The sequence below is a fragment of the Streptomyces sp. NPDC060198 genome, from assembly GCF_042728415.1.
Classification (GTDB): Bacteria; Actinomycetota; Actinomycetes; order Streptomycetales; family Streptomycetaceae; genus Streptomyces.
On the sequence record NZ_JBHWZJ010000187.1, the window covers coordinates 1 to 13886 of the forward strand.

The following is a 13886-nucleotide window of genomic DNA, read 5'->3' on the forward strand; positions in this document are numbered from 1 at the left end:
CCCGGACGGGCCGTCGGATCGTGCTTCACATCAGCGGGGTCAGCGGCCGACCGCGTACCCCTGCATGCCGCGCGGGTTGGCGGCGGCGGACAGCACGCCCGTCTCGGGATCGCGGGCGACCGCGCAGAGCCGGCCCTCCGACCAGGCGTCCCCGACCGTGACCTCGTGGCCGCGGCGGCGCAGCTCCTCCACGACCTCCGGGTCCATACCGTCCTCGACGGTGACGCTGCCGGGGCGCATCCCGCGCGGGTAGAACGAGCCCGGGAAGCTGTCGTTGTGCCAGTTGTGGGCGTCGACCGCGCCCTGCAGGTCGAGCCCGCCGCGTACCCGGTCGCGCAGCACGGCCGCCAGGAAGAAGTGGACCTGCCACTGGTCCTGCTGGTCGCCACCGGGGGTGCCGAAGGCCAGCACGGGGACGCCGTCGCGCAGGGCGAGGGACGGGGTGAGGGTGGTGCGGGGGCGGCAGCCGGGAGTGAGGGTGTTCGGCAGGCCCTCGTCCAGCCACGCCATCTGCAGCCGGGTGCCGAGCGGGAAGCCCAGCTCCGGTATGACGGGGTTGGACTGGAGCCAGCCACCGCTCGGAGTCGCCGAGACCATGTTGCCCCACCGGTCGACGACGTCGACGTGGCAGGTGTCGCCGCGGGTGGTGCCGTCCTTGGCGACGGTCGGCTCCCCGACGCCGGCGGCGGCGAGGCCCATGGCGTCGAAGCCCGGCTCCCCGGCGGCGACCGCGTGGGCGTGCGCGCTGAGGACCGGGGTACGCCCGTCGGGGCTGCCCGGACGCAGCTCCCGCGACGCCCGGTCGGTGATCAGTGCGCGGCGCTCGGCGTTGTACTCGGGGGAGAGCAGGGTGTCGAGCGGCACCTCGGCGGCGTCCCCGTACCAGGCCTCCCGGTCGGCCATGGCGAGCTTGCAGCCCTCGATGAGCAGGTGGACGTACTCGGCGGAGCCGTACGCGGGCAGCTCCTCGGGGAGCAGGGCGAGCTGCTGGAGGAAGGCGGGGCCCTGGCTCCAGCCGGCCGCCTTGGCGAGAGTCCAGCCGTTCCACTCGTACGTGGCGGGGGCCTCGTAGGACGCGGACCAGCCGGCCACGTCGGCGGCGGTCAGCGTGCCCGTGTGCCTGGTCCCGGTGGTGTCCATGGTGGGGGTGGCGGCCTGCCGGACCATCGCCTCGGCGATGAAGCCCTCGCGCCAGATCGTCCGCGCGGCCTCGATCTGCGCCACCCGGTCCTCGCCGCCCGCCTTCTCGGCCTCGGCGAGGAGCCGGCGCCAGGTGGCGGCGAGCGCGGGGTTGCGGAACAGCTTGCCCGGCTGCGGGGACGTGCCGCCGGGGAGGTAGACCTCGGCGGAGGTCTTCCACTCGTTCTCGAAGAGCTCCCGGACCGTCTCGACGGTCTGGCCGACGCGCTCGACGGGCGCGTGGCCGTCTTCGGCGTACCCGATCGCGTACCGCAGCACCTCGGCGAGGGTCCGGGTGCCGTGGTCGCGCAGCAGCAGCATCCAGGCGTCGAACGCACCGGGGACGGCGGCGGCCAGCGGTCCGGTGCCGGGCACCAGCTCCAGGCCGAGGGAGCGGTAGTGGGCGGCGCTCGCCCTGGCGGGGGCCGGGCCCTGGCCGCACAGCACCCGCACGTCGCCGTCCTTGGGCGCCAGGATGATCGGCACCTCGCCGGCCGGACCGTTGAGGTGCGGCTCGACCACGTGCAGGACGAAGCCCGCGGCGACGGCGCCGTCGAAGGCGTTGCCGCCGCTCTCCAGGACCGCCATCGCGGACTGCGAGGCGAGCCAGTGGGTGGAGGACGCCATGCCGAAGGTGCCCTGGAGGGTCGGGCGGGTGGTGAACATGGATGCGGCTCCTTGCTGCGGCGTGCGAACGCGAGTGCGATGGTTCGGGTGGTGGTGCGCGGAGGGTACGGGGCGGTACGGAACGCGGCTACGGAGTTGTCGTGGCGGCCGCGTCCGGGGACGTGCCGTCGTCCGCGACCAGGTGGCAGGAGACCTGCCGGCCGCCGGGAAGTTCGCGCAGCGCGGGCGCCTGGGTCCGGCACCGGTCGGTGGCCAGCGGGCACCGGGTGTGGAAGTGGCAGCCGGACGGCGGGTCGAGCGGGCTGGGGAGCTCGCCGTTCAGCACGATCCGCTTGCGCGAACGCTGGTCGACCGGGTCCGGTACGGGCGCGGCGGAGAGCAGCGCCTGGGTGTACGGGTGCTTCGGCGAGGCGAACAGCTCGGCCGTCGGGGCCTGTTCGACGATCTTCCCCAGGTACATGACGGCGATGCGGTCCGCGAGGTACTCCACGGCCGCCAGGTCGTGGGTGATGAAGAGGCAGCCGAAGCCGCGGTCGCGCTGGAGATCGGCCAGTAGGTTGAGCACCGAGGCCTGCACGGACACGTCGAGCGCCGAGGTCGGCTCGTCCGCCACCACCAGGTCGGGGTCGCAGGAGAGCGCGCGGGCGATGGAGATGCGCTGGCGCTGACCTCCGGACAGCTCGTGCGGGTGCCGGTCGGCGTGCTCCGGGCGCAGCCCCACCTGGGCGAGGAGCTGCTCGACCCGGGCGCGTACCGCGTCGCCGCGCGCGATGCCGTGCAACCGCAGTGGCTCGCCGATGATCTGACCGATCGTCATGCGCGGGTCCAGCGAGGACGACGGGTCCTGGAACACCAGGTGGAAATCCTTGCGCAGTGGACGCAGGGCGCGGCGGGACATATGTGTCACGTCGGTGCCGTTGATCTCGACCGTGCCGCCGGTCGGCTCGTCGAGGCGGACCGCGCAGCGGCCGACGGTCGACTTGCCGCTGCCGGACTCGCCCACGAGGCCGACGACTTCGCCGTGCCCGATGGTGATCGACACCCCGTCCACGGCGCGTACGGTGCCGCCGCCGGAGGCACCGAAGTGCCTTTCGAGCGCGGTGAGTTCGAGAACCGGGGGCTGGTGGTCCGAGGGGGCCCCGCCGCTCGCGCGGGGTGCGGGGACGGTCTGTGGAGTGGTCACTGTCCGGTCTCCTGGTCGGGGCGCGCGGCGCCGGCCGGCACGGGGGTGGAGGTCTCGTCCGCGGCGAAGGGATGCCAGCAGGCCGCCCGGTGGAGGGTGTCCGTGCCGTCGGAGAGGCCCTTCGACGGAGCGACGGAGGCGAAGCCGGGCCGCTTGCCGGCGCAGGTGTCGTCGGCACGGGCGCAGCGGGGTGCGAAGGTGCAGGCGTCGGGCCGGGTGTCGAGGTTCGGCACCAGACCGGGGATCTCGGGCAGCCTGCGCTTGCCCTCGCCGCCGGGCCGGAGTACGGCACCCAGCAGGCCCCGGGTGTAGGGGTGCCGGGCGCCGGCGAACAGGTCGTGCACCGGAGCCTGTTCGGCCGGACGGCCGGCGTACATCACCAGCACGCGGTCGGCGGCGTCGGCGACCACGCCCAGGTCGTGGGTGACCAGGACGATCGCGGTACCGAGGCGCTCGCGCAGTGACTGGAGCACCTCCAGGATGCCCGCCTGCACGGTGACGTCGAGCGCGGTCGTCGGCTCGTCGGCGATCAGTACCGACGGGTCGCAGGCGACGGCGATGGCGATCATCACGCGCTGGCGCATGCCGCCGGAGAGCTGGTGCGGGTACTCGTCGACCCTGCGGTGCGGGGCGGGGATGCCGACCAGGGCCAGCAGTTCGACCGCGCGCGCCTTGGCCTCCTTGCGGCCGAGCCCCTGGTGCCTGCGGAGCACCTCACCGATCTGCCGGCCGATGGTGAGGACCGGGTTCAGCGAGGTCATCGGCTCCTGGAAGATCATCGCGAGGTCCTTGCCCCGGATCTTCTGGAGTTCCTTCTCGGGGGCGCCGACCAACTCGCGGCCGTGCAGCCGGATCGAGCCGCCGATCCGCGCGGTGGGCGGCAGCAGGCCCATGGTCGCCATCGACGTCACGGACTTCCCGCAGCCCGACTCCCCGACCAGCGCGAGGACCTCGCCCCGTGCGAGGTCGAAGGAGACTCCGTCGACGGCGTGCACGGTGCGGTGCTCCGAGGGGAAGGCGACGGTGAGGTCGCGGACGCTCAGCACGGGTTCGTCGCCGGGGGCGGACCGGGGCGCCGAAGGAGTGAGGGTCTCGGTCATCGGGTGCCTCCGCGGGGGTCGAGGACGTCACGCAGTCCGTCGCCGAGCAGGTTGAACGCCAGCGTCGCGGCGACGATGGCCAGCCCCGGGAAGACGGCCAGCCACGGTGCGAGCGCGAGGAAGGACTGGGCGCCGGAGAGCATCACGCCGAGCGAGGGCGCGGGCGGCTGCACACCGAGGCCGAGGAAGCTGAGCAGCGCCTCGCTGATGATCGCGGCGGGGATGCCGACCGTGGCCTGCACGATGAGGGCCGAAGTGGCGTTCGGCAGGATGTGCCGGAACAGGACGGTTCCGTCCCCGCCGCCGTTCGCCACGGCCGCCGCGACGTAGTCGACGTGCTTCAGTCGCAGCGTCTCCGCCCGGGTGATGCGGATGACCGCAGGGATCTGCGAGATACCGATGGCGATCGTGGCGTTGGTCAGCGACGGGCCGAGGATCGCGGCGAGGCCGACGGCCAGCACCAGGAACGGGAAGGCCAGCATGGTGTCGGTGAGCCGGGAGACGGCGCTGTCCGTGAGCCGTCCGTAGTAACCGGCCGCGAGGCCCAGCGGCACGCCGATCACGAAGGCGAGCACCACGGCGAGCAGCCCGACCTGCATGGACGCCCGGGTGCCGTGGATGATGCGGGAGAGCTGGTCGCGTCCGAGGTCGTCGGTGCCCAGCCAGTGCGACCAGCTCGGCGCGTCCAGGACGTTGGCGAAGTCCGGCTGTGCGGGGTCGTACGGGGAGATCAGCGGCGCGAACAGCGCCGTGAGGACGAAGACGGCGGCGATGATGCCGCCGGTCAGCGCGAGGCGGTTCTTGCGCAGGGCGCGCAGCTTGCCGCTGCCGGCCTTGCGCACGGTGGCCTGCGCCGGGGTGGCGAGTGCGGTGGTCACCGGGCACCTCCGAGCCGGATACGCGGGTCGATGACCGAATAGACCACGTCGACCAGCAGGTTGATGAGGATGTACGCGGCCGAGGTGCAGAGCACCACCGCCTGGAGCGTGGCGTAGTCACGGGTGAAGACGGCGTCGATGGTGAGCTTGCCGAAGCCGGGCAGCACGAAGATCTGCTCGGTGACCACGGCTCCGGAGATCAGGTGGCCCAGCTGGAGGCCGAGCACGGTGACCACGGTGACCAGCGAGTTGCGCAGCGCGTGCCCGCCGACGACCGCACGCCGGGAGAGCCCCTTGGCGCGGGCGGTGCGGACGTAGTCGGCGGAGAGCGAGTCGAGCATCGCCCCCCTGGTCTGGCGCATCACCACGGCGGCGAGGCCGGAGCCGAGGACGATCGAGGGGAGCACCATCCGGCGCAGGTTGTCGAGCGGATCGGCGCCGAATGGGACGTAGCCGGAGGCGGCGAACACCGGTAGGGCGATGGCGAATCCGAGCACCAGCACGATGCCGAGCCAGAAGGTCGGGATCGAAAGGCCCACCAGGGCGACGGCGTTGGCCAGCCACTCCTCCGGCTTTCCGCGCCGGACGGCGGCCAGCACGCCCGCGCCGATACCGACGACGACCGCCAGCAGCAGCGAGAGCGCGGCGAGTTCGAGGGTGACCGGGAGGGCCTGGCCGATCGCCTCGGAGACCGGAAGGCCGGTCCGCGAGGAGGTGCCGAGGTCGCCGGTGAGGGCGTGTCCGACGAACCGCCCGTACTGGACCACGATGTTGTCGTTGAGGCCGTACGCCTCACGGATCGCGGCGAGCGCCTCGGGGCTGCGTTCCTCGCCGGCCAGGGCGAGCGCCGGGTCGCCGGGGAGCGCCCGGATTCCGGCGAACACCACGATGGACACGAGGATCAGGGTGATGAGCGACTGACGCAGACGGGTCAGCAGGAATTTCGTCAACGGATGTACCCCGCGTTCGTGACCCGGACCAGTCCGTCGCCGTAGACGCGGATGCCCGCGACGTCCTTGGAGGCGACGACGTAGTTCTTCTGCCGGTAGAGGTAGATCATGGAGTGGTCGTCCTGGACGCGCCGGGTGAGTTCGTCGTAGATCTCGGTGCGCCGGGCCGGGTCGGCGACGGAGCGGCCCTCGTCGATCAGCCGGTCGATGTCCGGGTCGCCGATGCCGTAGGCGTTCATCGCTCCGGCGGTCTTCAGGAAGTTGGAGACGTTGCCGTCCGGGTCGAGCCGGCCGGACCAGCCGCTGGTGAAGACGTCGTAGTCGCCTTCGTCGGTCTCGGAGATCATGGTCGCGTACTCGGTGGGACGCAGGGAGAGTTCGAATCCCGCCTCCTTGACCATGGCCTGGAGCACCTGACCCACACGGCCCTGTTCGGGGGTGGTGGAGGTCTTCAGCTCGACCTTCACCGGGAGCTTCACCCCGGCTTCCTTCAGCAGCTTCTTCGCCTTGGCGACGTCGCGCTCGGGGCAGTCCTCGGGATCGACCCCGGGGGCGATGCCGGACTGCGGGGAGATGGGGCCGCAGGCCGGTTCGTACATGCCCTGGAAGACCACGGTGTTGAGGAGATCGCGGTCGATGGCGAGGTCGAACGCCTCACGGACGCGCACGTCCGAGGCGAGCGGGGTGTCGATCTTCCCCGGCTTCTCGCCGAGCCCGTTCACGTTGCCCACGTTGACGCCGATGCCCTGGTAGCCCAGTGAAGGCGAGTTGAAGAGTTGGAGCTTCGGCTCGGTGAGGGCGCTCTGTACGTCCACCGGGCCCATCTGGTCGCCGATCTGGACGTCGCCCGAGCGCAGGTTGGCGAGGCGGACGTTGCCGTCCGCGATCGGCTTGTAGACGACCTTGTCCAGGTGGATCTTGGCCGCGTCGTAGTAGTTCGGGTCCTTCTGCAGCACGATCCGGTCACCGCCGACCCGCTCGACGAACCGGAAGGCACCGACGCAGGAGGGGTGGTTGGTGAAGTCCTTGCCGTACTTCTTCAGCGCGGTCGGGGACATCACCATCCCGGCCCGGTCGGCGAGGACGCCGGTGAGCGGTACGTACGGGTGGTCGAGCGTGATCCGCACCGTGGAGGAACCGACGGCCACGGCCTTCTTGACCGGGCCGAGTTCGGTGGCACGCGCCGAACCGGGCAGATCGCGGTGGCGCAGCAGGGAGGTGACCACGGCACCCGCGTCGAGCGGGGTGCCGTCGCTGAACTTCGCGCCCTGCCGGATGGGCAGGGTGACGGTCAGGCCGTCCGCGGAGACCTCGGGGAGCGACGTGGCGAGCTGCGGTACCAGGGTGCCGTTCTCGTCGATGTCGTAGAGCTTCTCGCACATGCCTGCGAAGACCGTGCGGCCCACGAGGGTCTGGGCAAGGCTGGGGTCGAGTTTGTCCGGGTCGGAGTTGAGCGCGACGGTGAGCGTCCCGCCGTCACGTACGGGCCGCTCATCGGTTTTCCGTACGCCTCCGACCTCGGTTGCCGAGGACTGCAGCGACGTGCAGCCCGAGACGAGTGACACCAGCGCAACTGCCACGAAGGCAACCGCTTTTCGGCGCACGAGGGCCTACCTCCCACCTGGGGGTCATCAAGGAATATCGCAGACCGTATTTCGCATACAGTCAACAAGCAAGGCCGTTGTCCGCATCCCGGACACTTTCGGTGCAGGGGGCAACCGGATGGTGGGGGAATGTCCCCCATGGGGGCGACTTCGGGGCGGTCGCCCCGACGTGCCGCCCCTCGGACACTGGCCGGCCGCGGGCGGTGGGGGCGGCAAGGGGGCACGTCCACGGCTGGGATCATGGGGCCATGCCCGAAGAACCTGACCCGATGCGGAACCGGTGGCCGCGCGCTCCTTCCGGGAGTGCCGACTGGTTGGCCGAGCTGTGCGGCGACGGCATCACCGGGTTCATGCCTCCGGCCATGCCCGACGCGGTGTGGGTGCTCAACGCCATGTACGAGCACGAGCGGGGGCCGGTCGACGTCACGCACCACGAGTACCGCCAAGCCCGTCTCGCGGAGGGCGGCACCCCGCGCCACATCGTCGCGGGCATCGATTTCGATGCCGTCGGGGTCTCCACCGGGGGAGGGCTGGGCCGTGCCCGGCACCCCGGACCGGGCTGGCGGCGGCTGCGCTGGGCGGAACTCGCCCGGCGACCCGGTCGTTCCCGAGGGGCTGATGCCCTCCCACCGCTGCTTCCCGTCCGCCGAGAAGGACGGCAGCCGCCCGTTGAGCATGGTCCCGCCGACCGAGGGGAGCCTGGACCGCGAGACTTGGAACCAGGTGATCGGCGTTCTCGTCGGGCACGCTCCCGCCGGCCCGGACACCCGCTGCCTGGCCTACTACAACCCGATGACGCTCGGAGCCGTCGACTTCGACGAACCGCACGTGCGGGCGGGCCGGCTCGGTGACGCCGGACTCCTTTACGACCGGTCCGAAGCCGATTTCAGTCCGTCCAGCCTCTGGGCCGAAGACCGCTCATGGGTGCTGTGCACCGACTACGACCTCTGGGCCACCAAGGTCGCCGGGCCGCCGGCCCTGGTCGATGCTCTGCTGGACGACGCCGGGATCGAGGCGCTCCGACTGCCCTGGGCGCACTGACGACGAGCCCCTCGCGCCGGAATCGCGCGGTCCGGCGCGAAGGGCTCGTCCGGGTCCCGGTGGTTCCTGGACACGTTCGTCCTCTGCCGGACCCGTACGGACCTCGCGTCCGCGTACGGCGACTCCCGGATGCCCGGGCTGTGGGCCGCACCGTGCGGCCCCACTCCGCGTTGACACGCACGGGCCTTTTGACGATGCTCTCGGAGAGCGCTCTCCACCCTCTGCGGGGAGCGCCTCGCGAGGGGGGAACTCGGTGACGCAGGAAGAAATCGCCCGGCTGCTCGACAAGTTGGACCCGCGCCAGAAGGTACGGCTGCTCACGGGCGCGACCACCTGGCGCACGGCGGACGAGCCCGCCGTGGGGCTCGCCGGGATGACGATGTCCGACGGGCCCGCCGGGGTGCGCGGGGAGAGCTGGGACGAGCGGAACACCTCCGCGCTGCTGCCGTCCGCGTCGGCCGTCGGCGCGATGTGGGACGAGGACCTGGCCGAGCGCCTGGGCGGGCTGCTCGCCGCCGAGGCGAAGGCCAAGGGCGTGGACGTCGTGCTGGCGCCCACCCTCAACCTGCACCGGTCCCCGCTGGGCGGACGCCACTTCGAGTGCTATTCGGAGGACCCCGAGCTGACCGCCCGTACCGGCGCCGCCCTCATCCGGGGCATCCAGGCGCACGGCGTCGCCGCGACCGCCAAGCACTACGTCGCCAACGACTCCGAGACGGACCGCCTCACCGTCTCCGTCGACCTCGACGAGCGCACCCTGCGCGAGGTCTACCTCCTCCCCTTCGAAGCCGCCGTGCGAGCCGCCGGGGTACGGGTGGTGATGTGCGGCTACAACGCGGTCAACGGCACCACCCTGGCCGAGAGCCCGCTGCTCGCACGGCCGCTCAAGGAGGAGTGGGGATTCGACGGTGTGCTCGTCTCCGACTGGGGCGCAGTCCGCTCCACCGTGCCCGCCGCCCTGGCGGCCCTCGATCTGGCGATGCCCGGCCCCGAGAGCCCCTGGGCCGACGACCTCGTCCGGGCGATCGAGGACGGGCGCGTCCCCATGGCGGCGATCGACGACAAGGTGGCCCGGCTGCTGCGGCTCGCCGACCGGGTCGGCGCGCTCCACCGCGCCGCTCCCGCGACGACGACGCGGCTGCCGGGGCGCGTGACGACCAGGACGGACGCGATTCCGGCCGAGTACCCCAAAACCACGGGAGATCCGGAGGCCCCGGACCCCCTCTTGCGGCGCGCGGTCGCCGCCGGGTGCGTGCTCCTCGACAACCGGGGCGTGCTGCCCCTGGACCCGGCCTCGCTCACCTCCCTCGCGGTGATCGGTGCGCAGGCCGCGGACCCCCGGGTGCAGGGCGGCGGCAGCGCCGGCGTCCACCCCCGGCACGTCTCCATGCCGTTGGACGCGCTCCGCGCCGCCCTCGGCCCCACCGTCCGGCTCGCGCACGCACCGGGCCCCGCCCTGGGCGCACCCCCCTTCCTCGGCGGCCCCGGGTGCCAGGACCCACGCGACGGCCGGACCGGCGCGCTGCTGCGGGTGCTCGACGCGGACGGCGCCGAACTGTACGCGGGACACCGGGAGTCCGGCCGGCAGATCGAGCCCCCGCTGCCGCCCGGCGCGCACACCGTGGAGATCAGCGCCCGGCTGCTCCCCGGCGTCGGCGGCGTCTGGACCTTCGGCGTCGGGGGATTCGGCCGGATGAGCCTCACCGTCGACGGGACGCCGCTGGTCGACGGGGTGTTCCCGCGCGAGACGGACGACCCGGCCGTGGTGCACGTCAACCCGCCGAGCCGGTACGGGGAGATCGCCCTGACCGAGGGCCGTTCCGTCACGGTCGTCGCCCGCCGCGAACTCGCGGACGGGACCGGCCGCGCCACCCTGGTGACGGCCGCACCGCCGAGGCCCGACCGTGCGGCCGCCCTGGCGGAAGCGGTGGATGCCGCCCGCTCGGCGGACGCCGCCGTGGTGTTCGTGGGCACCACGCAGGACAGCGAGTCGGAGGGCCACGACCGGACCACCCTCGCGCTCCCCGGCGACCAGGACGAACTGGTCCGCGCGGTGATCGCCGCCCAGCCGCGTACCGTCGTCGTCGTCAACTCCGGCGGCCCGGTGGAGATGCCGTGGCGCCGGGAGGCACCCGCCGTCCTGCTGGCCTGGTTCCCCGGTCAGGAGGCCGGGGCCGGGCTGGCCGACGTGCTGCTCGGTGCCGCCGAACCGGGCGGCCGGCTGCCGACCACCTGGCCCGCCGTCCTCGCCGACGCCCCCGTCCGTGCGACCCGGCCGGTGGACGGCGTGCTGCGGTACGCCGAAGGTCCGCACATCGGCCACCGGGCCTGGCTGCGCGAACACCGCGCCCCCGCCTACTGGTTCGGCCACGGGCTCGGGTACACGACCTGGGAGTACGAGAGTGCGTCCGTGGATTCGGTGGTGGACACGGCCGACGAGGAGACCGCCTTCACCGTCTCCGTACGGCTCCGCAACACCGGCGGGCGCCCCGGCCGGGAGGTCGTGCAGGTGTACCTGGCCCGGCCCGGATCGGCGGTGGAACGCCCCGTGCGGTGGCTGGCCGGGTACGCGCCGGTCGAAACCGGGCCCGGCGAGACCGTCACCGCCGCCGTACGCGTGCCGCACCGCGCCCTGCACCACTGGTCCCCGCAGGGGAACGGCTGGCTCACCGAGCCGGGCACGTACGAGGTGCACGCGGGGTCCTCCGCCGGGCGGCTGCCTCTGGCCACCACGGTGGACATCCCCTGCGCATCGGACGGCGACCCCGTCGGAGAGCGCTTCCCGAACCGCTGACGGAGAGGCCTCGGGGCCGCCGGTAGGGTACCGGCATGACCAGACGCGCCCCCAGGCTCGAAGACGTCGCGCGGGAGGCGGGCGTCTCCCGCGCCACCGTGTCCCGCGTGGTCAACGGCATCCGCAACGTGGACCCCGCCATCCAGGACGCGGTACGGGACGCCATCGCGAGGACCGGCTACGCGCCCAACGGCGCCGCCCGGGCCCTGGTGACCCGGCGGGCCAGGACCCTGGCCCTGGTGGTCTCGGGCGCGGGGGACGACTCCGAGGACGGGCAGAACGTCTTCGCCACGCAGGCGCTGGCCGACCCCTTCTTCGGCCGGGTGGTCAGTGGGGTCGTCGGCTTCCTGCGGCCCCGGTCGATGTACCCGGTGCTGATGTTCGCGGAGACGGACGCCGCCCGGCGCGAGGTGGTGGAGTATCTCCGGCAGGGCCGGGCCGACGGCGCGCTGATCTTCTCCACCCACGCGGAGGACCCGCTGCCCGCCCTGCTGGCGGCCGAGCGGCTGCCGTGCGTACTCTTCGCCCGCCCCGGGGTCCCGGCTCCCGTGACCTACGTGGACCTGGCACACCGGGACGGTGCCCGGCTGGCCGCCGAACACCTGCTGGCCCGGGGCTGCCTGCGCGTCGCCACCATCACCGGACCGCTCGACCTGCCGGCCGCCCAGGACCGGCTTGCCGGGTTCCGGGAGACGATGGAACGCCATGGCCATCCGTACGTACCCGTCGCCGAGGGCGGGTTCACCGCCGACAGCGGGGCCTCCGCACTCCGTCGGCTGCTGCGCGAACACCCCCTGATCGACGGGGTGTTCGCCGCCAACGACGTGATGGCCCGGGGAGTCTGCGAGGCCTTGCGCGAGCTCGGTCGCAGGGTTCCCGAGGATGTCGCGGTCGTCGGGTTCGACGACTCCAGCGCCGCGCTCGCCGCCGAACCGCCGCTCACCACGGTCCGCCAGCCGATGGAGGAGATGGCGGCCAGAATGGCGTGCCTGCTCCAGGAGGAGATCGAGGGGACACGGACCGAACCCACCGCCGTCATCTTCGATCCCGAACTCGTGGTGCGCGCCTCCGCGTAGGAGGTCTTCCCGGGGCGTGTTTCGGAAGTCCCGCCTGTCCCGCCCTCCGGGCGGACGGCGCCACTTTCGACACGCGCCCGAGACGCGCGGGACCCGCTCCGACCCGGCCCGTCCCGTGGCGGGGCGGGAAACGGGACGGACCGGGGGCTCACGGGTGGAGCGGGCCGAGGGCCCGACCGGAGGAACGGGCCGGTCGGCGCGCTCCTACGGCAGGCGGTAGTCCGCGTTCAGCGCGGCACCGGCCTCCGGGTGGTTCTGGTCCCAGCCACGGGCGTCGCACTGGAGGCCACCGACGATGCAGTGGTCCACCATCGCCCGGAGCGTCGGCTCGTTCCACGCGTTGAAGAAGTCGTAGTGGAACGAGTAGCCGCGCCCGCTCGCGAGCCTGACCTGTGACATGTCGCCGCTGACGGGGAACGCCATCTTGAACTCGACCATCGGCAGGGCCACCGGGTGGTCGGCCGGGCAGACGTTGTCGTTGGTGCCGGGTTTCACGACCGGATACGCCATGTGGGCCTGGTGGTTCGGCGTGTCCAGGTGCAGTCCGTCCCAGCAACTCGGGGCCTGCATGCGGATGTTGAGCTGGCTACCGGCCGGGCAGGTGGCAGGGAAGTCGATGTTCCCGAAGGACTCCCCGCACTCCCAGCCCTCCACCCAGCCCTTGAGCGCGCGGAATTGGTCCGCGCTCTGCAGCGGGCTGCCCACGACGTAGCGCAGCCCCTTGGGGAAGGGACGGACGCTGGTGTAGTCGGTGACGCCGGCCTTGTAGTAGATGACCTGCGGACCGGTCGGCAGGATCTTGGTGTCGCCCTTGAAGAGGGACGGCATCCAGTACGCCGAGGAGTCGCCGGGCACCTTGCAGGTGGTGTTGCCGCCGTACAGCGAGGCGGTCACGGACTGGGAGTTGGTCGTCGTGTTGCCCATGAACGTGTGGTCGTGGGACGCGCCGGCCTGGCCGGGGAAGACGATCGGGTCGTCCGGCGCGGTGTGGGTGACCGAACAGTTGGCCTGGAACTCGTGGAAGTAGCGCGGCGTCGGCGTCCCCCACGACGGGGTCACACCGGTGACCGGCGGGACGGCGGGGATGTAGCCGTCCCCGTCCACGTCGTCCGCCGAAGCGGCCGAAGCGGCTGCGGCGACGTGCCCCATGTGGGGGGAGCCCGCCGTGGCCGCGCCCGCCGCGACGGTGGCGGACGACTCGTCCGGCGCACCGGCGGTCAGGGTCGATCCGACGCCGAGGAGGGTGGCGGCCAGGGCTGTGCCGACCAGCACCGCCGAGAGCCTTCTCGCAGCGCCGTTCTTGTTCTTCGTGCCTTTCATGGAGTGCCTCTCCGCTGGAGGGGGGTGGGATGCCGCCGGTGCCGGTCCGGCACCGGCGGCACGAAGGAGGGGGCGCGCCCCTCGTCAGGCGTACACGCCCATCTCGTGCCGCGCTGTGTCTTATAAACAAAACC

At 72.6% G+C, this 13886-nt stretch carries 10 protein-coding genes; 3 read left to right on the forward strand and 7 right to left on the reverse strand.

The window, feature by feature from the left end; all coding sequences use genetic code 11:
- Positions 1-39: 39 nt before the first annotated feature.
- The 6 genes from ACFWEP_RS21685 to ACFWEP_RS21710 form a co-directional block, all read right to left on the reverse strand.
- Positions 40-1845, reverse strand: a complete 1806-nt coding sequence (locus ACFWEP_RS21685; protein ID WP_387371954.1) for a gamma-glutamyltransferase family protein — start codon at positions 1843-1845, stop codon at positions 40-42.
- Between the two features lie 88 nt (positions 1846-1933).
- Positions 1934-2989, reverse strand: a complete 1056-nt coding sequence (locus ACFWEP_RS21690) for an ABC transporter ATP-binding protein (RefSeq protein WP_387371955.1) — start codon at positions 2987-2989, stop codon at positions 1934-1936.
- Positions 2986-4089, reverse strand: a complete 1104-nt coding sequence (locus tag ACFWEP_RS21695) for an ABC transporter ATP-binding protein (RefSeq protein WP_387371957.1) — start codon at positions 4087-4089, stop codon at positions 2986-2988. Before ACFWEP_RS21695 ends, ACFWEP_RS21690 begins: the two co-directional genes overlap by 4 nt.
- Positions 4086-4967 carry an ABC transporter permease gene (locus ACFWEP_RS21700; protein ID WP_387371958.1) on the reverse strand — a complete coding sequence of 294 codons (882 nt, stop codon included), beginning with the start codon at positions 4965-4967 and terminating at the stop codon, positions 4086-4088. Before ACFWEP_RS21700 ends, ACFWEP_RS21695 begins: the two co-directional genes overlap by 4 nt.
- Complete coding sequence (locus ACFWEP_RS21705) at positions 4964-5917, reverse strand: ABC transporter permease (protein ID WP_387371959.1); 954 nt, start codon at positions 5915-5917, stop codon at positions 4964-4966. The genes ACFWEP_RS21700 and ACFWEP_RS21705 overlap by 4 nt, the downstream gene beginning before the upstream one ends.
- Positions 5914-7497, reverse strand: coding sequence for an ABC transporter substrate-binding protein (locus ACFWEP_RS21710; protein WP_387371960.1), 1584 nt, complete (start codon positions 7495-7497; stop codon positions 5914-5916). The genes ACFWEP_RS21705 and ACFWEP_RS21710 overlap by 4 nt, the downstream gene beginning before the upstream one ends.
- A gap of 561 nt (positions 7498-8058) precedes the next feature.
- Between ACFWEP_RS21710 and ACFWEP_RS21715 the strand changes: the two genes are divergently transcribed.
- From ACFWEP_RS21715 to ACFWEP_RS21725, 3 genes are all read left to right on the forward strand, one after another.
- Entirely contained in the window at positions 8059-8562 is a 504-nt protein-coding gene (locus tag ACFWEP_RS21715) for a hypothetical protein (protein ID WP_387371961.1), read from the forward strand.
- A 253-nt stretch (positions 8563-8815) separates the two neighbouring features.
- A complete protein-coding gene (locus tag ACFWEP_RS21720) occupies positions 8816-11356 on the forward strand; it encodes a glycoside hydrolase family 3 C-terminal domain-containing protein (RefSeq protein ID WP_387371962.1) in 2541 nt (846 codons plus the stop codon).
- Positions 11357-11391: 35 nt separating this feature from the next.
- Positions 11392-12432 (forward strand): LacI family DNA-binding transcriptional regulator, encoded by a 1041-nt coding sequence (locus ACFWEP_RS21725; protein ID WP_387371963.1) that lies wholly within the window; start codon positions 11392-11394, stop codon positions 12430-12432.
- Between the two features lie 204 nt (positions 12433-12636).
- On the opposite strand, the gene ACFWEP_RS21730 is transcribed toward ACFWEP_RS21725, so the two are convergent.
- Positions 12637-13752, reverse strand: coding sequence for a DUF1996 domain-containing protein (locus ACFWEP_RS21730; RefSeq protein ID WP_387371964.1), 1116 nt, complete (start codon positions 13750-13752; stop codon positions 12637-12639).
- Between the last annotated feature and the right edge of the window lie 134 nt (positions 13753-13886).

Coding starts and splice junctions, on each gene's coding strand:
- ACFWEP_RS21695 (WP_387371957.1), bottom strand. CDS start 4,089: ATGACCGAGACCCTCACTCCTTCGGCGCCCCGGTCCGCCCCCGGCGAC.
- ACFWEP_RS21725 (WP_387371963.1), top strand. CDS start 11,392: ATGACCAGACGCGCCCCCAGGCTCGAAGACGTCGCGCGGGAGGCGGGC.
- ACFWEP_RS21730 (WP_387371964.1), bottom strand. CDS start 13,752: ATGAAAGGCACGAAGAACAAGAACGGCGCTGCGAGAAGGCTCTCGGCG.
- ACFWEP_RS21685 (WP_387371954.1), bottom strand. CDS start 1,845: ATGTTCACCACCCGCCCGACCCTCCAGGGCACCTTCGGCATGGCGTCC.